The sequence below is a fragment of the Pseudomonas mucoides genome, assembly GCF_015461845.1.
In the GTDB taxonomy this organism is placed as follows: Bacteria; Pseudomonadota; Gammaproteobacteria; order Pseudomonadales; family Pseudomonadaceae; genus Aquipseudomonas; species Aquipseudomonas mucoides.
Genome location: NZ_JACOPW010000008.1, coordinates 256,856 through 280,158, shown reverse-complemented (window position 1 = coordinate 280,158; position 23,303 = coordinate 256,856). Strand labels below are relative to the sequence as shown.

Here is a 23,303-nt window from a genome sequence, read left to right as displayed (position 1 = left end):
GTTCGATCGTTCCCACGTGCTGTGTGGGAACGATCAGTCTTTAAGTTATATAAACATTCTTAAATAGTCTTTTTAAGAATATCTACTCCTCACTACTATTGGTCTCACGCCGCAAGCAGTGCCGCCACTGCCAGGCAACCTCTCAGTTGAAGGAGCAGCACCATGAGCGCATCCCTACGTAGTGTTGATGGCCAAGACGAAGCAGCCATTTTGCGTGAGATCCAGAGCGCATTGCGCGATCTGCGCTTTGGGGCTGTGGAGATCACTGTGCATAACGCCCAGGTCGTCCAGATCGAACGCAAAGAGAAATTCCGTCTGCAGAACCCGAGCAACAAGCCGAGCTAAGCAACCGGCAATCCGCTTCCCGCCTCCATAAAAAAAAGCCAACACAAACAGAATTCCAGGAGCTTTCACCATGTCGTCGATTCGTCATTTCGCTTTGGCCGCCCTGGCCAGCGCCCTTTTTGCGGGATCCGCGGTTGCCAAGGATTACGAGCTGCTCAATGTGTCGTACGACCCGACGCGTGAGCTGTACCAGGACTACAACGCCGAGTTCATCAAGTACTGGCAGGCGGATCACGCCGGCGACACTGTAAAAATCCAGCAATCCCATGGTGGTTCGGGCAAGCAGGGCCGCGCGGTGATCGACGGTCTGCGTGCCGACGTCGTGACCCTGGCCCTGGCGGGTGACATCGACGAAATCGCCAAACTCGGCAAGACCCTTCCGGCTGACTGGCAGAAGCGTCTGCCAGAAGCGAGCACGCCGTACACCTCGACCATCGTGTTCCTGGTGCGCAAAGGCAACCCGAAAGGCATCAAGGACTGGGGCGACCTGGTCAAGAACGATGTCTCGGTCATCACCCCGAACCCGAAAACCTCCGGCGGCGCCCGCTGGAACTTCCTCGCGGCCTGGGCCTATGGCCTGAAAGCCAACGGCGGTGACGAAGCCAAGGCCAAGGACTACATCCAGACCCTGTTCAAACACGTGCCTGTGCTGGACACCGGCGCTCGCGGTTCGACCATCACCTTCGTCAACAACGGTCAGGGCGACGTGTTGCTGGCCTGGGAAAACGAAGCGTTCCTGGCGCTGAAAGAAGACGGCGGCGCCGACAAGTTTGAAATCGTCGTGCCTTCGCTGTCGATTCTTGCCGAGCCGCCAGTGGCCGTGGTCGACAAGAACGCCGAGAGAAAGGGCAACGAGCAGATCGCCGAAGCGTACCTCAAGCACCTGTACAGCCCGGCCGGTCAGGAAATTGCCGCGAAAAACTTCTATCGTCCACGTGACAAGGACGTGGCTGCCAAGTACGCCAAGCAGTTCCCGACCCTGGACCTGGTGACCATCGACAAAGACTTCGGCGGCTGGAAAACCGCGCAACCGAAGTTCTTCAATGACGGTGGCGTGTTCGACCAGATTTATCAGGCGCAGTAGTCTTAAATAGCCATCAACGAGCCCCGATTTAGCCGTCGGGGCTTTGCGCGCTCTCAACCAAGGACTTTTATGTCGCGTCGTATCTCCCCCGTCATACCCGGCTTCGGGCTGACGCTGGGCTACACCTTGGTGTACCTCAGCCTGATTGTGCTCATTCCACTGGCGGCGATGTTCGTGCATGCCGCCCAACTTACCTGGGATCAGTTCTGGGCAATTATCTCGGCGCCTCGGGTGCTGGCGGCGTTGAAGCTGAGCTTCGGCACCGCGCTCTATGCCGCGATCATCAACGGCGTGATCGGCACGCTGCTCGCCTGGGTGCTGGTGCGCTATACCTTCCCCGGTCGCAAAGTCATCGACGCAATGATCGACTTACCCTTCGCGTTGCCGACGGCGGTGGCCGGTATCGCGCTGACGGCGTTGTACACCCCCACCGGTTTGGTCGGTCAGTTTGCAGCGGACCTGGGTTTCAAGATTGCGTATACCCCCCTCGGCATCACCCTTGCCCTCACTTTTGTGACACTTCCATTCGTAGTACGTACCGTACAGCCAGTATTGGCTGATATCCCGCGTGAAGTGGAAGAAGCGGCGGCGTGTCTCGGGGCAAAACCGTTACAGGTGTTCCGTTACATTCTGGTGCCCGCATTGCTCCCGGCATGGCTGACGGGGTTCGCGTTGGCCTTTGCCCGCGGGGTCGGCGAGTACGGGTCGGTGATTTTCATCGCCGGCAATATGCCAATGAAAACCGAGATCCTGCCGCTGCTGATCATGGTCAAGCTCGACCAGTACGATTACACCGGCGCCACGTCCATTGGTGTACTGATGCTGGTGGTTTCCTTCGTCCTGTTGCTGCTGATCAACTTGCTGCAACGTCGCATCGAAACCCCATAAGGAGGCGCGAACCATGTCCCAATCGTCTATTGCGGCCGCCTCTTCGGCCAACGCTGCGCGCCGTGGCAGTGCCACTTCGCGAAGAATCCTGATCGGCCTTGGCTGGCTGATTTTTGCGCTGTTTCTGCTGTTGCCACTGTTCATCGTGGTGTCCCAGGGCCTGAAGCTTGGCCTGGGTGCGTTCTTCACCGCGATCTTCGAACCGGATGCGTTGTCGGCGCTGAAACTCACAGTGATCGCCGTGCTGATTTCGGTGCCGTTGAACCTGGTGTTCGGCGTCAGCGCCGCGTGGTGCGTGAGCAAGTACTCGTTCCGCGGCAAGAGCATGCTGGTCACGTTGATCGACTTGCCGTTCTCGGTGTCGCCGGTGATCGCCGGCTTGGTCTACGTGCTGATGTTCGGTGCCCAGGGCCTGTTCGGGCCGTGGCTGCAGGATCACGACATCCAGATCGTCTTCGCCTTGCCGGGCATCGTGCTGGCGACGATTTTCGTCACCGTGCCGTTCGTGGCGCGTGAGCTGATCCCGCTGATGCAGGAACAGGGCACGCAAGAGGAAGAGGCCGCGCGCCTGTTGGGCGCCAATGGCTGGCAGATGTTCTGGCACGTCACCGTTCCCAATATCAAATGGGGCCTGATCTACGGTGTGGTGCTGTGTACCGCGCGGGCGATGGGTGAGTTCGGTGCGGTGTCGGTGGTTTCCGGGCACATTCGCGGGGTGACCAACACCCTGCCGCTGCACGTCGAGATCCTCTACAACGAATACAACCACGTGGCCGCGTTCGCGGTAGCGAGCCTGTTGCTGATCATGGCGCTCTTCATCCTGCTGCTGAAGCAGTGGAGCGAAAACCGTATTAACCGCCTGCGCGCCAGCGCCGCGGAGGAATAATTCATGTCGATCGAAGTGCGTAACGTCAGCAAGAATTTCAATGCGTTCAAGGCGCTGGACAACATTAGCCTGGACATCCAGAGCGGTGAACTCGTGGCGCTGCTCGGCCCGTCGGGGTGCGGTAAAACCACGCTGCTGCGAATCATCGCCGGCCTGGAAACCCCGGATCAGGGCAACATCGTGTTCCACGGTGAAGACGTCTCCGGCCACGACGTGCGTGATCGCAACGTTGGCTTCGTGTTCCAGCACTACGCCTTGTTCCGCCACATGACCGTGTTCGACAACGTCGCGTTCGGCCTGCGCATGAAGCCAAAAAAACAGCGCCCGAGCGAAAGCCAGATCGCGGTAAAAGTCCACGAACTGCTGAACATGGTGCAACTGGACTGGCTGGCGGATCGCTACCCGGAGCAACTCTCCGGTGGTCAGCGTCAGCGTATCGCCCTGGCTCGCGCCTTGGCGGTCGAGCCGAAAGTGCTGCTGCTCGATGAACCCTTCGGCGCCCTCGACGCCAAGGTCCGCAAAGAACTGCGCCGCTGGTTGGCGCGGCTGCATGAAGACATCAACCTGACCTCGGTATTCGTGACCCACGACCAGGAAGAAGCCATGGAAGTCGCCGACCGTATCGTGGTGATGAACAAAGGCGTGATCGAGCAGATCGGCTCACCGGGCGATGTCTACGAAAACCCGGCCAGCGATTTCGTTTATCACTTCCTCGGCGATTCGAACCGTCTGCATCTGGGCGAAGACAATCACGTGCTGTTCCGTCCGCATGAAGTGTCGCTGTCACGGCATGAACTGGAAGATCACCATGCGGCTGAAGTGCGCGATATCCGTCCGTTGGGCGCGACGACCCGGGTGACGCTGAAAGTTGAAGGTCAGAGCGAATTGATAGAGGCGGAAGTGGTGAAGGACCATGACAGCCTGATCGGGCTGGCGAAGGGCGAAACACTGTTCTTCAAGCCCAAGGTCTGGCAGAAACTCGCCAACCTCTAAAGCAAAAGCATCGTCGGAACGCCGCCCGGAGCAAGCCCGCTCCCACATTGGATCTATGGTGTACATAGAAACTCTGTGGGAGCCTGCTCGCGAAGGCGTCTTATGCCGCAGCGCGATTCGGATTGATTCTTACACCCCCGGCCCGCGCCTCGATCTGCTCTTTCAGGTCATGCCGCAACCCCAACAAAAACGCCAACTCCGCCACCACAAACAACGGCCCGACAATCAACCCGGTCACGTCATCGACAAAGGCCGGCTTACGCCCTTCATAGTGATGCCCGACAAACTGAATCGCCCAGCCCACCACAAACATCCCGATTCCGCTCGATAGCCAGACCAGCATGCTTTGCTGCGCCAACACCTGGCCCGCCCAAACCGACAGCCCCAGCAACACGGTCATCAGCACCCCAAGGCGCAACTCCAGGCGCAGGTAAAACCACGCCGACGCCAACGACACCAGCACCGCCGGCGAAAGCCAGCCTCCGGCCCATTGCGGCCGCGACAGCAGTACAGCAACGGCCACCACAATCAACGGAATACCGATAAAGTGGCTGGCGATGTTGCGCGGATCACGGTGGTAGGCGGCGTATTGACTGAGATGGTCAACGAGGCTTTTCATTGTTATTCCTCCTGTAGGGTGATTGATCATGCCCCGGGTTCACTTTCCGCTCTGTCAGGCAGGCGACAATTTCCAGGAGTTTCCATGGACATGCAGGTTTGGCGCTCGCGCTTGATGAGCGGCCAGTGGTTCAGTCATCTACCTGTTCCCTTTCAGGATAGTCTGCTGGCCGCGGCCCGGCTGCGGCGCCTGTCGTCCGGGCAATTGCTGTTCAAACGCGGCGATCCGCCGTGCGGGTTGTATGCGGTGCTTGAAGGCTCGGTGCGCATCGGCGCGGTCAGTGAGCAAGGCAAGGAAGCGCTGCTGAGCCTGGTGGAACCGCCGCACTGGTTTGGTGAAATCTGCCTGTTCGACGGTCAGGCGCGGACCCACGACGCCTTCGCTGTGGGGACGTGTACCCTGTTGCACATCCCGCAAGCGGCACTGCTGAAGTTGCTCGACGAACAACCGGTGTACTGGCGGCAACTGGCGTTGCTGATGAGCCACAAGTTGCGCCTGACCTTCATCAACCTCGAACAACTGAGCCTGATGCCCGCCCCGGCGCGTCTCGCCCATCGCTTGCTGATGATCGCTGCAGGCTACGGCGAAATCGATCCACCCCGCCGGGTGCTGCAATTGCCACAGGAGCAGTTGGCGTCGCTGCTGTCGTTGTCGCGCCAGACCACCAATCAGTTGCTCAAGGATTTGCAGGGCCAGGGAATCCTGAATCTCAAGTACGGCGAGATCGAAATTGTCGATGCCGAGCGGTTGCGGGCACTGGCGATTTTTTAACGCGCGACGTTATTGGTGGGCTTTGCCCGCGAAGGCGCCTAGCCTGTGACGACGATAATCGAGGTGTGCCATGCGTGTACTGCTAGTAGAAGACGAATCGGAGACCGCCAAACTCCTGGCCAACGGCCTGAACGAGGCGAGCTATTCGGTGGATGTCGCGCTCAACGGCATGGACGGCCGGCGTTTCATCGAGACCGGCGAATACTCGCTGATCATCCTCGACGTAATGCTGCCGGGGCTCAACGGCTGGCAGTTGCAGCAACAGATCCGCAAGCTCGGAGAGACGCCGGTACTGTTCCTGACCACCAAGGACGGCATCGAGGATCGCCTGCGCGGATTGGAGTTGCATGAGGACGATTATTTGCTCAAGCCGTTTGCGGTGAGCGAGTTGGTGGCGCGGGTGCGCAAGTTGTTGCGGCGGGATCGCGGGCGCTGAAGCTTTTTTGTGGTGTCTGATCCGGACTCATCGCGAGCAGGCTCGTTCCCACAATTGATCTTCAGAGAACTCAAAATCCCATAAAAATGCAGAACCACTGTGGGAGCGAGCCTGCTCGCGATGAGGCCGGGCGAGGCGACCCAATGTCTGGGCCGGTCAGCGCAACCCATCCCGAAACTGCCCCGGCGTCATCCCCGTCCAGCGCTTGAACGCGCGGCTGAAGCTGCTGGTATCGGCAAACCCCAGCAAGTAACTGACCTCACTCAACGAGCATTGCGGGTCGCGCAGGTGCAACAGCGCCAGGTTTTCGCGACTTTCATTGAGCAGCGTATCGAACCGACACCCCTCATCCGCCAAATGCCGTTGCAGGCTGCGCAAGCTCAGGTGCAGGGCCTTGGCGATGTGTTCGGCGCTGGGTTCGCCTTCGGGCAATTGCTCTTCGATGGCGTCACGGACCTTGCGCTCCCAGGTCAGCGGTTTGAGCTGTGCCAAGGCGCGGTCGAGCACGGTTTCGTTGTGTTCAGCCAGTTCCGGGTTGGCGTCATCGAGGTGGCTGTCGAAATCCACCAGGGAAAACTCCACGCGGTCTTCTTCTGCCGAAAAATACACCGGTGAACGGAAGACTTTGTGCCATTGGTGGGCATCGGCGGGTTCCGGGCGGCGCAGGTACACCGCCAGCGGTGCATAGTCCCGACCGAGGCGATTGCGGCAGGTGCGTACGTAAATCGCCGTGAAGGCGTCGATGGCTTCGAACGCAGGTGCCGGGTTGCCCACAGGAATTTTCAGGCGAAAGCGGTAGCGGTCCTCGGTGCGGGTCAGCTCCAGTTCCAGGGCATCGCTGACCACCTGGTGATAACGCACGATGCGTTCGAACACCTCGCGCAAACTGCCGCTGGCCACCAGCGCATAACCGAGCGCATGAAACGTGGTGGGGCTGACGAAACGCGATACGCGCAGGCCGATTGCCGGATCGCCACTGACCTGCACGGCGATTTCCCACAGGCGCGTGGTGCCGGACAACGGGTAACGGGCGTTCGGGTCGTCCATCAATCGCGGGTCGAGCCCCGCCTGCTGGCACAGGGCGGTGCTGTCGAGGCCCAGCGCATCGAGCTGCTTGCGCAGGGCGCGGGTCCAGCTGGCGAGGGAGGTCGGTTCAGTCATGCTGATTGGCGCTTCCGGTCAACAGGTTGGCGTTCATGGCTACCACCTTGTAAACATTCGCAAGGCAGGATGCGAACATCAATAACCAGAGGATGGAAGCATGCACGGTATTTCTGCAAGTCCCCAGCGATTGAATGCAGCGCAGCGATCAGCACATATTCGTGAAGTGGTGCTGGCCAAGGGCGTCGAGCTGCGTCAGCGCTACCCGATTCTCAATCATCAGGACGCCCTCGGCGCCGGCATTCTGGCCTTTGCCCTGGCCGGGATGATCGGTTCGGCGGCGCTGTACATGACTGGCCACATGGCCTGGTGGGCGTGCTTGTTGCTCAACGCGTTTTTCGCCTCGTTGACCCACGAACTGGAACACGACCTGATTCACAGCATGTACTTTCGCAAACAGCGCGTGCCGCACAACCTGATGATGGGGCTGGTGTGGCTGGCGCGGCCGAGCACGATCAATCCGTGGATCCGTCGGCATCTGCACCTCAATCACCACAAGGTATCGGGCACTGAAACCGATATGGAAGAACGCGCCATCACCAACGGCGAACCCTGGGGATTTGCGCGGTTGCTGATGGTTGGTGACAACATGATGTCGTCCTTCATCCGCATGCTGCGAGCCAAGACCTGGGCGCATAAATTCAGCATCGTCCAGCGCACGCTCAAGGTCTACGCACCGCTGGCGTTGGTGCATTGGGGCGCGTGGTACGTGTTCCTCGGCTTCCATGCGATCAACGGCATCGCGTTCTTGATGGGCGCGCCAATCGAGTGGTCGGCGACGACGTTGTCGGTGATGCAGGTGATTGATATCGCGGCGGTGGTGATCATCGGCCCGAACGTGTTGCGTACGTTCTGCCTGCACTTCATCAGCTCGAACATGCACTACTACGGTGACATCGAGCCGGGCAATGTGATGCAGCAATGTCAGGTGCTGAACGCCGGGTGGCTGTGGCCGTTGCAGGCGTTCTGCTTCAACTTCGGCAGCAGCCATGGCATCCATCACTTTGTGGTGAAGGAACCGTTTTACATCCGCCAGATGACCGTGCCGGTGGCGCATAAAGTGATGCGTGAGATGGGCGTGCGGTTCAATGATTTCGGGACGTTTGGACGGGCGAACCGGTTTGAACGTAAAGACGCTGCACAACCTCGGGAGGTTCGTGCTGCTCAGGTATGAAGGATGAAATCGAAAACTCAAACACGATGTAAGCGATGGCAAAGGCGCCCGTCATCAATTTGACCCAAAGAGGCGATACGTTAAGGCACAAGCAGGAGGTGGGGCCGTCAACGTTTCGCTGATGGCTATATGCGTTTTAGATCTTATAAAGCAATTAAATATTCCTTTATAAGATAATCGTTTTAACCAATCATCGCTTCAGAGATTTTGAGTTTCCGGGGCCGTCTCCTTGGCAGGGTGCGGTCCTTTTTTTTGCTCTGAAAAATGCCTTGGCGATGAAACAGTGGGATTTGCTTATTCTATGCGGATCTTAATACATAGCTTCTTATTCCTTAACGAATATAAATCCCCTCCCTATACTCGATCAGGAACAGACACGCAGCAGGAGAGCTCCCCCCATGCGCAACGAATCAATTCGCTACCTGATTGTGCCGGGCTGGCAAGGGTCGTCGGAAGATCATTGGCAAAGCCATTGGCAGAACAGTCTGCCGAACAGCGCGCGGGTGGAGCAGGCAGATTGGCTGACGCCGCGTCGTGAAGACTGGGTTGCGGCGCTGGCCGAGGCGATTGCCGCCGACAGCACGCCGGTGATCCTGATCGCTCACAGCCTGGGTTGCATCACCGTCGCCCATTGGGCCGCCGCTGCGCCCGTACAGTTTCTGCGTCAGGTGCGCGGTGCCTTGCTGGTCGCGCCTGCGGATGTCGAGCGCCCGGCGTGCGCGCCGGCGTTGCGTAACTTCGCACCGATTCCCACCGACCTGCTGCCGTTCCCGAGCCAGGTAGTCAGTTCCGATAACGACAGCGCCGTGAGTGCGCCGCGAGCCCTTGAACTGGCGCGCAACTGGGGTGCCGAGGCGGGGATTTTATCGGGGGCCGGGCACATCAATGTGAAGTCCGGTCACCAGCGCTGGGAGCAGGGTTTTGCCTACCTCTATCGCCTGCAGAACCGCATGGAACTTCACGCCCTGCGCCGCGCTTGAACCTTTTTTCCTTTTAGAATCGCCCCCGTCTCCCGGCGGTTTTGGGCGGGAGTCAGCCATGAGTCTTGAACACTTCGGTCAGCCGCTGCTGACCTTTCCCGATGCAGAAAAAAGTCCCCTGAGCATCCGCGCCAAAGCGCTGGTGTTTGTCGATCCGCGCTCGCGCCAGTTGCGCCAGGACCTGGAGCAATTGGCCCCGCGTTCGATCTCGGTGCTCATCCGCGGTGAGACCGGTACGGGCAAGGAATTGCTGGCGCGACATATCCACCGCGCCAGTGATCGCGGCGGGTTGTTCGTTTCGGTCAATTGCGGCGCGATCAGCCCAACCTACGCCGATGCTGAATTGTTCGGTTATGCGGCGGGCAGCTTCAGCGGCTCGGCGAGCAGTCGTGCCGGGTGGTTTGGTTCGGCCAACGGCGGCACGCTCTATCTGGATGAGATCGGTGATTTGCCGCTGCCAATCCAGATCAAATTGCTGTCCGCACTTGAGAATCACGAAGTCACCCGTGTGGGCGCGCATCAACCGAGCCCGGTGGACGTGCGTCTGGTCGCGGCCACCAGCATTGATCTGGCCCAGGCTGTGGCCGCCGGAAAATTTCATGAGCGGCTTTATCACTACCTCAGCGAAGGACACCTTGAGCTGCCGGCATTGCGTGACCGTGTGGGCGATATCCTCTCACTGGCGGAGTACTTTCTTGGCATCTACAGCCAGCGTCTCGACCTGCCCGTCCCGCTGATCAGTGAGGCCGCGCAGTTGGTGCTGGAGCGGCACAGTTGGCTGGGCAATACCCGGGAGCTGGAAAACGTCATTCATTTCGCATTGCTGGTGAGCACCGGCGACGAGATTTTGCCCGAGCATCTGAATTTGCTGGAGACGCCCGTATCGCTGGCGCAGATCGAGCAGCAGGCGATTCATCTGATCAAAAACGGCACCGCCACGGAGCGTTCCGCGCTCAAGCGTTTACTGGAAAGCCTGACGCAGACGCTACAATGATCTTTATGAACAAAATGGAATATGAAAGTGAATAAAAGATATTATTCGGGAATAAAAAATCCGGGTATTGTCCGCTTCACGCCAGCGATAGCACTTCAATGGCACTTGTATTTAGCCGTCGTCGACGACGACCGAGATTTTCGATAAGGACACTGCATGAAAAAGGTTCTGTTGTTCACCGCACTGGCGGCTGCCCTGACTGCTGGCCTGGCTCAGGCTGGCGAGAAACTGGTGGTTGCGGCGACCCCGGTTCCACACGCCGAGATTCTTGAGCTGATCAAGCCAACCCTCGCCAAAGAAGGCGTGGACCTGGAAATCAAAGTCTTCACCGACTACGTTCAGCCAAACGTACAGGTTGACCAGAAGCGTCTGGACGCCAACTACTTCCAGACCCTGCCGTACCTGAAAAGCTTCAACGAAGGCAAAGGCACCAACCTGGTAACCGTGATCGGCGTACACGTCGAACCGTTCGGCGGCTACTCGAAGAAAGTCAAAACCCTGGCTGAGCTCAAAGATGGCGCGACCATTGCCATCCCGAACGAAGGCAGCAACAGCGGCCGTGCCCTGATCCTGCTGCAGAAGGCTGGCCTGATCGAACTGAAAGACCCGAAAAACGCGCTGGCTACGCCGAAAGACATCGCCAAGAACCCGCACAACTTCAAGTTCAAGGAACTGGAATCGGCCATGCTGCCGCGTGTGCTGGATCAGGTTGACCTGGACATGATCAACACCAACTACGCGCTGGAAGCAGGCCTGAACCCGGCTAAAGACGCGCTGGTGATCGAAGGTGCAGATTCGCCTTATGTGAACTTCCTGGTGGCTCGTCCGGACAACAAGGACAGCGTTGCCATTCAGAAACTGGCCAAGGCTTTGACCAGTCCTGAAGTGAAAGCCTTCATCGAGAAGAAGTACAGCGGCGCGGTTCTGCCGGCGTTCTGATTCGACGCAGCAACAAAACCCTTCAAGGTTTCAAACGCCGACGGCTGATAAAGCGTCGGCGTGGTCATTCCCACGCTCCGCGTGGGAACGATCAACCCTCTCAGGCCACCCCGGCCTTCAACGCCCTGCGCAACGCCACCAATAACTTCACGAAGTCTTGCGGATCCAGTCGCTCTGGCACTTTTACGTCTGCCATTTTCTCTTCCTTGTGAGGGTTCGGCCGAGGGAGTCTGGCCAAAAACTGTCCGTCCTTGGAGGGGCATTTCGAAAAAAAGATCCCTCCTACAGCGCAAAGGAAAGTAGTCGTCATCCATTGCGACAGCAAATCTGCGACTGGTTTTTTGCGTGATATCTATATGCTTTAACGGTATTTAGATTCTTGCGTTTAAAGTCGGTGGGTGCTGTTCAGTTGGGCCAAATAAAACCCGGGCTACCGCGTGTTGACTCTGGGTGCCGAAGCACCGATTTCGCCAGCGGCGAAGAAGGACCTACTCAAGCTTTACGACTAATATGTTCGCAAGGAACCGAGCGATGACACCAAGCCTGAGAGCGTGATTGTCGAGGCGGTTTAGAAGTCTCCGATAAGTTCGGCCAATGCCCTCATCAGGCACTCGCAGCCTCTACGACAGGCGTTTTCAGCGCCATCCATCACAGTTTTTTTCTTCATAAGCCGGGTGTGCAAGCTTTGAACGCTGTTCTAAGCTCTCTGTCGTATTGCCCATAAAAAAGGCCTAGGAGTTTGCATGGCGGTCACCGGATTGAAAGTCATCATGGCCTTGAGCGTCGTCACTCTGCTGACGGCGTGCGATAAAAAAGAACCCATCAAGGAATACCTGCCGAGGGTGTTCATACAAGTCGTCAAACCGGCGGATTACGCCGCCGCGGTCACCCTCACCGGCGATATCCAGGCCCGGGTCCAGACCGAGCTGTCGTTTCGCGTGGGCGGCAAGATCATCCAGCGATCGGTAGACGTCGGTGACCGGGTGACGGCCAAACAAGTGCTGGCCCGCCTCGATCCCAAGGATTTGCAGACCAGTGTCGATTCAGCGCAGGCCCAAGTGGTCGCCCAACAGGCGCTGGTCAAACAGAATGCCGCGGCGTTCGTGCGCCAGGAAAAACTCCTGCCCAAGGGCTATACCAGCCAGAGCGAGTACGACTCGGCGCAGGCGGCGTTGCGCAGCAGTCAGAGCGCCCTGAGCGCGGCCCAGGCGCAGTTGGCCAATGCCCGCGATCAACTGAGCTACACCGCACTGATTGCCGATGCGCCGGGCATCATTACCGCGCGTCAGGCCGAAGTCGGCCAGGTGGTGCAGGCGACAATGCCGGTGTTCAGCCTGGCCCGCGATGGCGATCGGGATGCGGTATTCAACGTCTATGAAGCGCTGCTGGCCGAGAAGCCAACGGATGACGCCATTGTCCTCAGCCTGCTCGACAACCCCGAGATCAAAACCACCGGCAAGGTACGCGAAGTGACCCCGGCGGTGTCCGCCCAGTCCGGCACAATACAGGTCAAGGTGGGCCTGGACAGTCTGCCGCCAGGCATGCAGCTCGGGTCGGTGGTGAGCGCCACGGCCAAGGGCGCGGGCAAATCCTCGGTGGAGTTGCCGTGGTCTGCCCTGACCAAGAACATCAGTCAACCCGCCGTCTGGTTGATCGACGAAAAGGGCCAGGCCCAGTTGCATTCGGTCACGGTAGGCCGCTACCTGACGGGCAAAGTCATCATCAGCAAAGGGCTCACCGGTGGGGAGAAAGTCGTGATCGCCGGTGGGCAATTGCTGCACCCGGGCATGGAAGTCGAGATTGCCGAAAATACTTACAAGGATCTGGGTGGGGGAGCCAAGCCATGAAGCCTTTATGGGCGTTGTCCATCGGGCTGGTGCTGAGCGCCTGCTCCAAAAACGAACCACCGCCGGAGCCGATACGTCCGGTGTTGTCGATCAAGGTCCAGGCCTTGAAAGAAGAGGATCTGGGCCGGTTTGCCGGCAGCATTCAGGCGCGCTATGAAAGCAATACCGGCTTTCGCGTGGCCGGGCGCATCGCCAGTCGTAACGTCAATGTCGGGGCCGAGGTGACCAAGGATACGCTGCTGGCCACCCTTGATCCTTCCGACCAGCAAAACCAGTTGCGCTCAGCCCAGGGCGATCTGGCGAAAGTCCAGGCGCAACTGATCAACGCGCAAGCCAACGCGCAGCGTCAGCAGTCGTTGTTTGATCGCGGGGTTGGCGCGCAGGCGCAACTGGACGATGCCCTGACTCAGTTGAAAACCACCCAGGCGTCCCTCGATCAGGCCCAGGCGGCGGTCAGCCAGAGCAAGGATCAACTCGGCTACACCGAATTGCGCTCCGACCATAAAGCCGTGGTTACCGCGTGGAATGCCGAGGCCGGCCAAGTGGTGACCGCCGGCCAGCAAGTGGTGACCCTGGCGCAACCGGACATCAAGGAAGCGGTGATCGACCTGCCCGATACCCTGGTCGATCAACTGCCTGATGACGTGGTGTTCCAGGTCGCTGCTCAACTCGACCCGAACACCAACACCACCGCGACCATCCGTGAAATCGAGCCCCAGGCGCAGAGTGCCACCCGTACCCGTCGTGCGCGCCTCACTCTGACTGAAACGCCGCCGGGCTTTCGTTTGGGGACTGCGATCAGCGTCACTCTGAGTTCGGCGATCAAGCCGCGCATCGAACTGCCGCTCACCGCGTTGCAGGAGGTCGACGGCAAACCCCGTATCTGGGTCCTTGATACACAGAACAAGACCGTGGCACCCAGGGACGTCAAGGTCATCAGCCGCACCGACAGCACCGTGGTGCTGGCCGGTGGCGTCAAAAACGGTGAGCGCGTCATCACGGCCGGCGTAAACAGCCTCAAACCGGGGCAACCAGTGAAATTTGACGAGGACAGTCAATGAAAGGGCCTTTCAACCTCTCCGAATGGGCCCTCAAGCACCAGTCGTTCGTCTGGTACCTGATGTTCGTCGCGTTGCTGATGGGGGTGTTCTCGTACTTCAACCTGGGGCGCGAAGAAGACCCTTCGTTCACCATCAAGACCATGGTGATCCAGAGCAAATGGCCGGGCGCGACCCAGGAGGAAACCCTCAAGCAAATCACCGACCGCATCGAGAAAAAACTCGAAGAACTTGATTCTCTCGACTACGTAAAAAGCTACACGCGGCCCGGCGAATCCACGGTCTACGTGTACCTGCGCGACACCACCAGTGCCAAGGACATTCCGGAAATCTGGTACCAGGTGCGCAAGAAGATCAACGATATTCGCGGCCAGTTCCCCCAAGGCATGCAGGGCCCCGGGTTCAACGACGAATTTGGTGATGTGTTCGGTTCGATCTACGCCTTCACCGCCGATGGCCTGACCATGCGCCAGTTGCGTGACTACGTGGAGCAGGCCCGCGCCGAGATTCGCGACGTGCCGGGGCTGGGCAAGATCGAGATGGTCGGCCAGCAGGACGAAGTGCTGTACCTGAACTTTTCCACGCGCAAACTCGCGGCGCTGGGCATCGATCAGCGTCAGGTGGTGCAGAGCCTGCAATCGCAAAACGCCGTGACCCCGGCGGGGGTGATCGAGGCCGGGCCGGAGCGGATTTCGGTACGGACCTCGGGGCAGTTTGCCTCGGAGAAAGACCTCGCCGAGGTCAACCTCAAGCTCAACGACCGTTTCTATCGGTTGGCCGACATTGCCGAAATCAGTCGCGGCTACGTCGATCCGGCGTCCCCGGAATTCCGCTTCAACGGCCAACCGGCCATCGGCCTGGCGATTGCCATGCAGAAGGGCGGCAACGTCCAGGCATTCGGTAAGGCTTTGCATGAACGGATCAACCAACTGACTGCCGACTTGCCGGTGGGTGTCGGTGTGCACAACGTGTCCGATCAGGCGGTGGTGGTGGAAGAAGCCGTAGGCGGTTTCACCAGTGCGCTGTTCGAGGCGGTGATCATCGTGCTGGTGGTCAGCTTCATCAGTCTTGGCGTGCGTGCCGGGCTGGTGGTGGCGTGCTCGATCCCGCTGGTGCTGGCGATGGTGTTTGTGTACATGGAGTACAGCGGCATCACCATGCAGCGGATCTCCCTGGGTGCGCTGATCATTGCCCTCGGCCTGTTGGTGGACGACGCGATGATCACCGTGGAGATGATGGTCACGCGCCTGGAAATGGGCGAGACCAAGGAGCAGGCGGCCACGTTCGCCTACACCTCCACCGCGTTCCCGATGCTCACCGGTACGCTGGTGACAGTGGCGGGTTTTGTGCCTATCGGCCTGAACGCCAGTTCTGCCGGCGAATACACCTACACGCTGTTTGCGGTGATTGCCTGCGCCATGTTGGTGTCGTGGGTGGTGGCGGTGCTGTTTGCGCCGGTGATCGGCGTGCACATCCTCAGCACCAACGTGAAACCGCACGAAGGCGAACCCGGTCGCGTCGGCAAAGCCTTTAATGGCGGCTTGCTGTGGTGCCTGCGCAATCGCTGGTGGGCCATTGGCATCACCGTGCTGTGCTTTGCGTTGGCGGTGTTCAGCATGCGTTTCGTGCAGAACCAGTTCTTTCCGTCTTCGGATCGACCGGAAATCCTGGTGGACCTGAACCTGCCGCAAAACGCCTCGATCGACGAAACCCGCAAAGCGGTCGATCGCCTTGAGGCCGAGCTCAAGGACGACCCGGACATCGTGCGCTGGAGCACCTACATCGGTCAGGGTGCGATCCGTTTCTACCTGCCACTCGATCAACAACTGCAAAACCCCTACTACGCGCAGCTGGTGATCGTCAGCAAGGGCAAAACCCGTGAAGCCTTGAGCCAGCGGATTCGCGACATCTTGCGCAAGGACTTCGTCGGCATTGGCGGTTACGTCCAGGCCCTGGAAATGGGCCCGCCGGTAGGCCGTCCGATCCAGTACCGGGTCAGCGGCAAAGACATCGACCAGGTTCGTCGTCATGCCATCGACCTGGCCACCGAGCTGGATAAAAACCCGCACATCGGCGAGATCATTTACGACTGGAACGAGCCGGGCAAAGTGCTGCGCATCGACATCGCCCAGGACAAGGCGCGGCAACTGGGGCTGTCTTCCGAAGACGTGGCGGAGTTGATGAACGGCATCGTCAGTGGCGCGCCCGTGACCCAGGTCGATGACGATATTTACCTGATCAACGTGGTTGGCCGTGCGGTGGATTCCGAACGGGGCACGCCGGAAACGCTGCAGAACCTGCAGATCGTTTCGCCCAATGGCACGTCGATTCCGTTGCTGGCATTTGCGACCGTGCGTTACGAACTGGAGCAGCCGCTGGTGTGGCGTCGCGACCGTCTACCGACGATCACCATCAAGGCTGCGGTGCGTGACGAGATTCAGCCGACGGACCTGGTGCGGCTGCTGAAACCGTCCATCGACGCCTTCGCCGCCACGTTGCCGGCAGGTTACAAGGTCGCCACCGGCGGTACGGTGGAAGAGAGCGGCAAGGCCCAGGGGCCGATTGCCAAGGTCGTGCCGTTGATGCTGTTCTTGATGGCGACCTTCCTGATGATCCAGTTGCACAGCGTGCAGAAGCTGTTCCTCGTGGCCAGCGTCGCGCCGTTGGGCCTGATCGGCGTGGTGATCGCGCTGGTGCCGACGGGCACGCCGATGGGCTTCGTCGCTATCCTCGGGATTCTGGCGCTGATCGGCATCATCATTCGTAACTCGGTGATTCTGGTGACCCAGATCGATGAATACGAGAAGAAAGGCTTTGCGCCGTGGGACGCGGTGGTCCAGGCCACCGAGCATCGACGCCGGCCGATCTTGCTGACGGCTGCGGCGGCGAGCCTGGGGATGATCCCGATTGCCCGGGAAGTGTTCTGGGGGCCGATGGCGTACGCGATGATTGGCGGGATCATCATCGCGACGTTGCTGACGCTGCTGTTTTTGCCGGCGCTTTATGTGGCCTGGTACAAGATTCGCGAACCGAAGAAAGAGGCGACTTAAAAAATCGAGCGCTTCGCGCTCCGCTCCCACATTGGATCTGTGGCGTTCACAAATTCCCTGTGGGAGCGAGCTTGCTCGCGATGGCGACCGCCAGCCTAAATAGCCTTAAGCCAAACACTCGCCAACCAAGGCTGCTGCTCCCGCGGCAGCCCCGCTGGCCGGTAGTAATGCTCCAGCTCCACAAACCCCGCCTCGGTCAGCAGTTGCTGCCATGCCGCAAGATCGTGATAAGCCCCATAACGCGGACCGTTCCAGCCTTCCTGATTCTCCCCACGTGGATTGGAGCTGAACAACACCCCACCCGGTTTCAACGCCCCCCGCAATTCCTTCAACACTCGAGGCAGTTCCTGTCGCGGGATGTGAAACAGCACCGCATTGGCAAAAATCCCGTCGAAGCGCTCGGCTGGTAAATCCAGCTTCAAAAAATCCTGCTGCCAGACTTCACAACCGCTGTCCTCACGCGCCATCTGCGCAAACTTTTCCGACCCGTCGAGGCCGACGGCGGTATGCCCCATGCGCGTGAACGTTTGCAGATCTCGGCCAGGACCGCAGCCGAAGTCGAGAATGTCGAACGGCGCCTCGCTTTGAATGTGCCGCAACAGGGCATCGATGTTCTGGCTGACGTCGTGATCGCGCGTGCCTTCACGGAAACCTTCGGCCACCGAGTTGTAATGGCCCAGGGTGGTAGCTGTGATCTGCTGGAGGTCGTCGGGAGTCTGTTTCATGAGGAGGCTGCGCAGGCAATTGGGGTTTGCCGAATATACGCCATGCTACAAGGTGTATGCCCCTCTCGATTAGCGCTTGTTGAGCCCCCGAGCCAACCGATCCCCACCGAGCTGAATGATTGCCACCAACACCACCAGCAACACAATCACCGTCAACATGATCTGGCTGTCAAAACGCTGATACCCATACCGGTACGCAATGTCGCCCAACCCGCCGGCGCCAATCGCCCCGGCCATGGCCGACGAGTTGATCATCGTCACCAGCGTAATTGTGAACCCCCCGACGATCCCCGGCAGCGCTTCCGGCAGCAGCACATGCCAGACAATGTGCCAACGCCGGCAGCCCATCGCTTGCGCGGCTTCGATCAAGCCGAAATCGACCTCGCGCAAGCTGACCTCGGCAATCCGTGCAAAGAACGGCGTTGCAGCGATGGTCAGCGGCACCACGGCCGCCCAGACGCCATACGTGGTGCCGACAATCAGCCGGGTAAACGGAATCAGCGCCACCATCAAAATCAAGAATGGAATCGAGCGGAACAGGTTCACGAACGCCCCCAAGGCGCGGTTCAGTGTCGGTGCTTCGTAGATGCCGCCCTTGGAACTGGTGACCAGAAACACCGCCAGCGGAACACCCACCAACAGCGCGATCAATGACGACACGCCGACCATCAGGAAGGTGTCGATAAAGCCTTGCAGCAAGCGATCAAACCACATAACCCAGCACCTCCACCTGTTGCGCCCATTGGCTGGCGCGTTGACACACGTCTTCGGCATCAAACGGCGAGCCGGTGACCGCCAATAACAACTGCCCCAGCGCATGGCCCTGAATCCGTTCCACGCCACCCTGCAGCAAGCGCACGCGCCCCCCGAGGGCGCTGAACAAGGCGGCCAGGTCCGGCTCGTCGGTGGCACTGCCGGTGAACTGCAAGCGCAGCACCACCGCCGTTTCCGAAGAGAGCGGCAGTGGGCGCAAACGGCTTTGCAGTTCTTCCGGCAGGGCGTGTTGCAATGGGGCGAGCAAGGTCTTGCTGACCTCATGCTGCGGGTTGCCGAAAACTTCCCAGACCGGTCCTTGCTCGACGATTTTGCCGTGTTCGAGCACCACGACGCGGTCGCAAATATCGCGGATCACCGCCATCTCGTGGGTGATCAGGACGATGGTCAAACCCAGGCGCTGGTTGATCTCGCGCAGCAGGCCGAGGATCGATTGGGTGGTCTCCGGGTCCAGCGCTGAAGTGGCTTCGTCACACAGCAGAATTGCCGGGTCATGCACCAACGCGCGGGCGATGCCGACGCGCTGTTTCTGCCCGCCAGACAACTGCGCCGGATACGCGTTGTGCTTGCCTTGCAGGCCCACCAGTTCAAGCAGTTCGCGAACCTTTCGCTCGCGTTTGTCCTTGGACACACCGGCGACTTTCAGCGGCAGCTCGACGTTCTGCCACACCGTTTTGGCCGACATCAGGTTGAAGTGCTGGAAGATCATGCCGATCCGTCGACGCAGCGCCACCAGGCGGTCTTCATCGAACTCGCCGATGTCCACCTGATCGATCAGCACGCGGCCGGTGCTCGGTTGCTCCAGCCGGTTGATGGTGCGGATCAGCGATGATTTGCCGGCACCGCTGCGGCCGATGATGCCGAACACTTCGCCGTGCTGGATCGCCAGGTCGATGCCCTGCAACGCCGCCACCGGACCCTGCTGGCCGTTGTAGGTTTTGCCCAGGCCGACGAAGCGCACATGAACCCGATTGAGCTCCGGGTGCAATTCGGTGCGTTGAGCGTTTTTGAGCGCTGGACTCTCCAGTCGCAGTGGGGTGGCGGCCGTCATTCTCAGCTTTCCCAACCGGCTTGGTAGAGCTTGCCGTGGGCCTTGTCCAGGGCTGCACGAACGGCCGGCGAATGCTGGTAGATGTCGACGAATTTGATCAGGCGCGGGTCGGTTTTGCTCTTCGGCTGGATCACGAACTGGATCACGTATTCCTTGTGGTCGAGGCCGTCGAACAGCAGCGCGGAACCTGCATCAAAGGTCTTCGAAAGACGGATGTAGGCCGGGTAGCCCTGGACCAGATCAGCATCGTCGTAGGCGCGCACCAGTTGCACGGCTTCGACCTGGAGGATTTTGATCTGCTTCGGGTTGGCGATGATGTCGTCTTCGGTGGCTTTGTAGCCGACGCCGGGTTTGAGCGTGATCAGGCCAGCCTTGGCCAGCAATTGCAGGCCGCGTCCGCTGTTGATCGGGTCGTTGGCGATGGCCACGCTGGCGCCTTGCGGGAGTTCGTCGAAGCTTTTGTATTTCTTTGAGTAGAGACCGACGTTGTTGATGATCCCCGGCGCGAACGGCACCAAGTCAAAACCGGAAGCGGCCTTGGCGTTTTCCAGGAACGGGATGTGCTGGAAATAGTTCACGTCGATGTCGCCGGCGGCGAGGCTGACGTTCGGGGCGATCCAGTCGCTGAACTCCACCAGTTCGACTTTCAGGCCTTGTTTGGAGGCCTCTTCGACGGCGGCTTCGAGGGGGATGGCGAAGGCGGCGGTGGTGCCGATTTTCAACGGTGCGTCGGCGGCGAACACCGCCGAGCTGAACAGGCCGAGGGCCAGGGCCAGTGCTTTGACTGGGCGGATCAGAAATGTTTTTTTCATGTGGAATTTCCAGTCATAAGTTATTTTGGGAACAGCACAGATCAACTGTGGGAGCTGGCTTGCCTGCGATAGCGGTGGGTCAGTTGAAGTAGTGGCTGCTGACACTCCGCTATCGCGGGCAAGCCCGCTCCCACAGAATTCAATGGCGGTAGGTAGAGCCGGTGTGTTGCTCAGGCAAATGCGCCTCACCCTGAAACAGCTTCTCCCGCAAGCAGCCCTGGTCATAAGCCGTCTTGTACGACCCTCGACGCTGCAACTCCGGAATCACCAGTTCAATGAAATCCACATAGCTTTCCGGGGTGACAATCCGTGTCAGGTTGAAGCCGTCCAGGCCGGTTTCGGCGATCCACGATTCCAGTTCATCCGCCACGTGTTCCGGTGAACCGACCACCGTGATATAGCGGCCGCCGAGGGCGTGTTGCTCGAGCAATTTGCGCCGGGTCCAGTCGTTGTTTTGCAGGTTTTTGGTCGCCGACTGGATCGCGTTGCTCTTCACGTACTGGATCGGTTCGTCGATGGCGTATTCGGAAAAATCGATCCCGGTCGACGCCGAAAAATGCGCGACGCCGGCCTCGGCACTGGCATAGCTCAGGTACTCAGCGTGCTTGGCCCAGGCCAGCTCTTCAGTGGCGCCGACAATCACGTTCAGCCCCATGAACACCTTGATGTCCTCGGGGTTACGTCCGGCCTCGACGGCGCTGGCGCGAACCTTGTCCACCTGGATTTTGGTCGACGGTTTGTTCTGGCCGCTGATGAACACACACTCGGCATGGCGCCCGGCGAACAGCAAGCCGCGATCCGAACTGCCGGCCTGGAACAGCACCGGCGTGCGTTGCGGTGATGGCTCACACAGGTGATAACCCTCGACCTGATAGAACTCGCCCTGGTGCTCGACCTTGTGCACTTTCTCCGGCTGCGCGTAGATCCGTTGCTCGCGGTCGTTGAGCACCGCGCCGTTTTCCCAGCTGCCTTCCCAGAGTTTATAGAGCACTTCCAGGTACTCATCGGCCTGGTCGTAACGACGGTCATGCTCGACCTGTTCGCTCAGGCCCATGGCCTTGGCGGCGCTGTCGAGGTAGCCGGTGACGATGTTCCAGCCGACCCGGCCACGGCTCAGGTGATCGAGCGTCGACATGCGCCGGGCGAACAGGTATGGCGGTTCGTAAGTGAGGTTGGCGGTCAGGCCGAAGCCGAGATTTTTGGTCACGGCGGCCATGGCCGACACCAGCAGCAGCGGGTCGTTGACCGGCAGCTGGATCGACTCTTTCAGCGGCACGTCCACCGAGTTCTGGTAGACGTCGTACACGCCGACGATGTCGGCGATGAACAGTCCGTCGAACAGCCCGCGCTCCAGCAGTTGCGCCAGTTCGGTCCAGTATTCGAGGGTCTTGTACTGCGTGGAGTTGTCCCGCGGATGGGTCCACAAGCCGTGGTTAATGTGCCCGATGCAGTTCATGTTGAACGCATTGAGCAGGATCTTCTTTTTGGCGTCGGCCATCAGATGGTCCCTCGTAGCGGAGGGTTTTCATCGTTGAGGTAGTAGTTGCCCACTGCGTGATACTTCCAGCGCACCGGGTCGTGCAGCGTATGCACGCGGGCGTTGCGCCAGTGCCGGTCCAGGCCATGTTCGATCAGGGTCGCCTGGCTACCAGCCAGTTCGAACAGCGTGCTGCCGGCGGCGAGGGAAATTTCAGTGCTGATGGCCCGGGCTTCGGCGACGGCAATCGAGGCGGCGGCGACGGTCTCGGCGTTGGTGTCGGCTTGAGCCTTGTCGAGGAATTCGCCGGAGCGTTCCAGCAGGGCTTCGGTGGCGTGCAGGCGAATGCTCAAGTGCCCGAAACTCTTGATCGTCAGCGGGTCATCGGTGGCTTTTTCATGGGTGGCGTCGATCCATGGCCGGGTTTTGGTGCGCACAAAATGCAGCGCATCTTCATAGGCGGCGCGAGCGATGCCGGTGTCGATGGCGGCGTGAAGGATTTGCGCGAGCGGGCCGACGGTGGTCGGGCGTTCGAACGCGCTTTGAAACGGGACCACGTCCTCGGCCGCCACGTACACGTCTTCGAACACTACCGAACCGCTGCCGGTGGTGCGCTGGCCAAAGCCGCTCCAGTCGTCGATGACGGTCAGGCCTTGGCTGTCGCGAGGGACGAACGCCAGTTGCTGTACGCCGTGTTCATCGACCACCGAGGTCGGGATGCGTTGCGCGTAAATCGCGCCGGTTGCGTAGAACTTGCGACCGTTGATGCGATAGCCGTTACCGTCGCGCTTAAGGCTGGTGACGCGGTCGTGAGCGGTTTTGGTGCCAAGTTCGGCGAGCGCATTACCGAAGCGCTGGCCGGCCAGGACTTCGGCGTACAGGCGTTGTTTCTGCGCTTCGCTGCCATTCACACGCAGCACTTCGAGGGCGTAAAAATGGTTCTGCGGGATTTGCCCGAGCGAGCCGTCAGCCTGGGCAATCAAGGCGATCACTTTGGCCAGCGTCACGTTGGACACCCCGGCGCCGCCGTACTCCTTGGGTACACTGATGCCCCACAGGCCCGAGCGGGAAAACACTTCGAGTTCCGGGGTCGGCAAACGACGTTCGCGGTCACGCAGTGCGCTGTCGCGTTTGAAGTCGTCGGCCAGATCACTGGCGACGACCAGGGCTTGCTCGTCGCTGGTTATGACCGCGACGTGGTGGGAATAAGTCATGTGTTTCTCCGGAGATCTGGTCAAA

22 protein-coding genes and 1 pseudogene are annotated in these 23,303 nt (G+C 59.7%); 15 read left to right on the top strand and 8 right to left on the bottom strand.

Features of this window, described 5'->3' with window-relative positions:
• Positions 1-162: 162 nt before the first annotated feature.
• The 5 genes from oscA (at position 163) to H8F22_RS27415 (ending at position 4,196) form a co-directional block, all read left to right on the top strand.
• The gene (gene oscA, locus H8F22_RS27435) at positions 163-345 is read left to right on the top strand and encodes a sulfur starvation response protein OscA (RefSeq protein WP_027922274.1); all 183 of its coding nucleotides are present in this window, start codon (positions 163-165) and stop codon (positions 343-345) included.
• 70 nt (positions 346-415) lie between these two features.
• The gene (locus H8F22_RS27430) at positions 416-1,429 is read left to right on the top strand and encodes a sulfate ABC transporter substrate-binding protein (protein WP_194940925.1); all 1,014 of its coding nucleotides are present in this window, start codon (positions 416-418) and stop codon (positions 1,427-1,429) included.
• Positions 1,430-1,498: 69 nt separating this feature from the next.
• Positions 1,499-2,317 carry a sulfate ABC transporter permease subunit CysT gene (cysT, locus tag H8F22_RS27425; protein ID WP_027922272.1) on the top strand — a complete coding sequence of 273 codons (819 nt, stop codon included), beginning with the start codon at positions 1,499-1,501 and terminating at the stop codon, positions 2,315-2,317.
• A gap of 13 nt (positions 2,318-2,330) precedes the next feature.
• Complete coding sequence (gene cysW, locus H8F22_RS27420) at positions 2,331-3,203, top strand: sulfate ABC transporter permease subunit CysW (protein ID WP_027922271.1); 873 nt, start codon at positions 2,331-2,333, stop codon at positions 3,201-3,203.
• Positions 3,204-3,206: 3 nt separating this feature from the next.
• On the top strand, positions 3,207-4,196 hold the full coding sequence (locus H8F22_RS27415; RefSeq protein WP_059181840.1) for a sulfate/molybdate ABC transporter ATP-binding protein: 990 nt from the start codon (positions 3,207-3,209) through the stop codon (positions 4,194-4,196).
• A gap of 100 nt (positions 4,197-4,296) precedes the next feature.
• Here the strand turns inward: H8F22_RS27415 and H8F22_RS27410 are convergent, their stop codons facing one another.
• Positions 4,297-4,815, bottom strand: coding sequence for an Mpo1 family 2-hydroxy fatty acid dioxygenase (locus H8F22_RS27410; RefSeq protein ID WP_027922269.1), 519 nt, complete (start codon positions 4,813-4,815; stop codon positions 4,297-4,299).
• An 84-nt stretch (positions 4,816-4,899) separates the two neighbouring features.
• Here H8F22_RS27410 and H8F22_RS27405 point away from each other — a divergent pair, with 84 nt between their 5' ends.
• Both H8F22_RS27405 and H8F22_RS27400 read left to right on the top strand, forming a co-directional pair.
• A complete protein-coding gene (locus H8F22_RS27405; protein WP_027922268.1) occupies positions 4,900-5,586 on the top strand; it encodes a Crp/Fnr family transcriptional regulator in 687 nt (228 codons plus the stop codon).
• Positions 5,587-5,656: 70 nt separating this feature from the next.
• Entirely contained in the window at positions 5,657-6,022 is a 366-nt protein-coding gene (locus H8F22_RS27400) for a response regulator (RefSeq protein WP_027922267.1), read from the top strand.
• Positions 6,023-6,178: 156 nt separating this feature from the next.
• Here the strand turns inward: H8F22_RS27400 and H8F22_RS27395 are convergent, their stop codons facing one another.
• Positions 6,179-7,183, bottom strand: coding sequence for an AraC family transcriptional regulator (locus tag H8F22_RS27395; protein WP_027922266.1), 1,005 nt, complete (start codon positions 7,181-7,183; stop codon positions 6,179-6,181).
• A 100-nt stretch (positions 7,184-7,283) separates the two neighbouring features.
• Between H8F22_RS27395 and H8F22_RS27390 the strand changes: the two genes are divergently transcribed.
• The 8 genes and pseudogenes from H8F22_RS27390 to H8F22_RS27355 all read left to right on the top strand — a co-directional run bounded on the left by H8F22_RS27390 (position 7,284) and on the right by H8F22_RS27355 (position 17,225).
• Entirely contained in the window at positions 7,284-8,357 is a 1,074-nt protein-coding gene (locus H8F22_RS27390) for a fatty acid desaturase (RefSeq protein WP_194940924.1), read from the top strand.
• A 398-nt stretch (positions 8,358-8,755) separates the two neighbouring features.
• Positions 8,756-9,337: an alpha/beta hydrolase gene (locus tag H8F22_RS27385; RefSeq protein WP_194940923.1), complete on the top strand. Its 582-nt coding sequence runs from the start codon at positions 8,756-8,758 to the stop codon at positions 9,335-9,337.
• Positions 9,338-9,395: 58 nt separating this feature from the next.
• Positions 9,396-10,331 (top strand): sigma 54-interacting transcriptional regulator, encoded by a 936-nt coding sequence (locus H8F22_RS27380; RefSeq protein WP_194940922.1) that lies wholly within the window; start codon positions 9,396-9,398, stop codon positions 10,329-10,331.
• A gap of 156 nt (positions 10,332-10,487) precedes the next feature.
• Positions 10,488-11,270 carry a MetQ/NlpA family ABC transporter substrate-binding protein gene (locus H8F22_RS27375; RefSeq protein WP_010464830.1) on the top strand — a complete coding sequence of 261 codons (783 nt, stop codon included), beginning with the start codon at positions 10,488-10,490 and terminating at the stop codon, positions 11,268-11,270.
• 398 nt (positions 11,271-11,668) lie between these two features.
• Positions 11,669-11,776 (top strand): annotated as a pseudogene (locus H8F22_RS27370) (glutamine ABC transporter substrate-binding protein); the annotation flags it as partial.
• A 237-nt stretch (positions 11,777-12,013) separates the two neighbouring features.
• Complete coding sequence (locus H8F22_RS27365) at positions 12,014-13,117, top strand: efflux RND transporter periplasmic adaptor subunit (RefSeq protein WP_027922261.1); 1,104 nt, start codon at positions 12,014-12,016, stop codon at positions 13,115-13,117.
• Positions 13,114-14,178 (top strand): efflux RND transporter periplasmic adaptor subunit, encoded by a 1,065-nt coding sequence (locus H8F22_RS27360; RefSeq protein WP_027922260.1) that lies wholly within the window; start codon positions 13,114-13,116, stop codon positions 14,176-14,178. The genes H8F22_RS27365 and H8F22_RS27360 overlap by 4 nt, the downstream gene beginning before the upstream one ends.
• Complete coding sequence (locus H8F22_RS27355; protein WP_027922259.1) at positions 14,175-17,225, top strand: efflux RND transporter permease subunit; 3,051 nt, start codon at positions 14,175-14,177, stop codon at positions 17,223-17,225. Before H8F22_RS27360 ends, H8F22_RS27355 begins: the two co-directional genes overlap by 4 nt.
• A gap of 95 nt (positions 17,226-17,320) precedes the next feature.
• On the opposite strand, the gene H8F22_RS27350 is transcribed toward H8F22_RS27355, so the two are convergent.
• The 6 genes from H8F22_RS27350 to H8F22_RS27325 all read right to left on the bottom strand — a co-directional run bounded on the left by H8F22_RS27350 (position 17,321) and on the right by H8F22_RS27325 (position 23,278).
• A complete protein-coding gene (locus H8F22_RS27350; RefSeq protein ID WP_194940921.1) occupies positions 17,321-17,950 on the bottom strand; it encodes a class I SAM-dependent methyltransferase in 630 nt (209 codons plus the stop codon).
• A gap of 69 nt (positions 17,951-18,019) precedes the next feature.
• Positions 18,020-18,664 carry a methionine ABC transporter permease gene (locus H8F22_RS27345; protein WP_059181836.1) on the bottom strand — a complete coding sequence of 215 codons (645 nt, stop codon included), beginning with the start codon at positions 18,662-18,664 and terminating at the stop codon, positions 18,020-18,022.
• Positions 18,654-19,775 (bottom strand): methionine ABC transporter ATP-binding protein, encoded by a 1,122-nt coding sequence (locus H8F22_RS27340; RefSeq protein WP_194940920.1) that lies wholly within the window; start codon positions 19,773-19,775, stop codon positions 18,654-18,656. Before H8F22_RS27340 ends, H8F22_RS27345 begins: the two co-directional genes overlap by 11 nt.
• 2 nt (positions 19,776-19,777) lie before the next feature.
• Entirely contained in the window at positions 19,778-20,587 is an 810-nt protein-coding gene (locus H8F22_RS27335) for a MetQ/NlpA family ABC transporter substrate-binding protein (RefSeq protein WP_194940919.1), read from the bottom strand.
• Positions 20,588-20,726: 139 nt separating this feature from the next.
• On the bottom strand, positions 20,727-22,085 hold the full coding sequence (locus tag H8F22_RS27330; RefSeq protein ID WP_194940918.1) for an LLM class flavin-dependent oxidoreductase: 1,359 nt from the start codon (positions 22,083-22,085) through the stop codon (positions 20,727-20,729).
• Entirely contained in the window at positions 22,085-23,278 is a 1,194-nt protein-coding gene (locus H8F22_RS27325; protein WP_059181833.1) for an SfnB family sulfur acquisition oxidoreductase, read from the bottom strand. Before H8F22_RS27325 ends, H8F22_RS27330 begins: the two co-directional genes overlap by 1 nt.
• Positions 23,279-23,303: the final 25 nt, after the last annotated feature.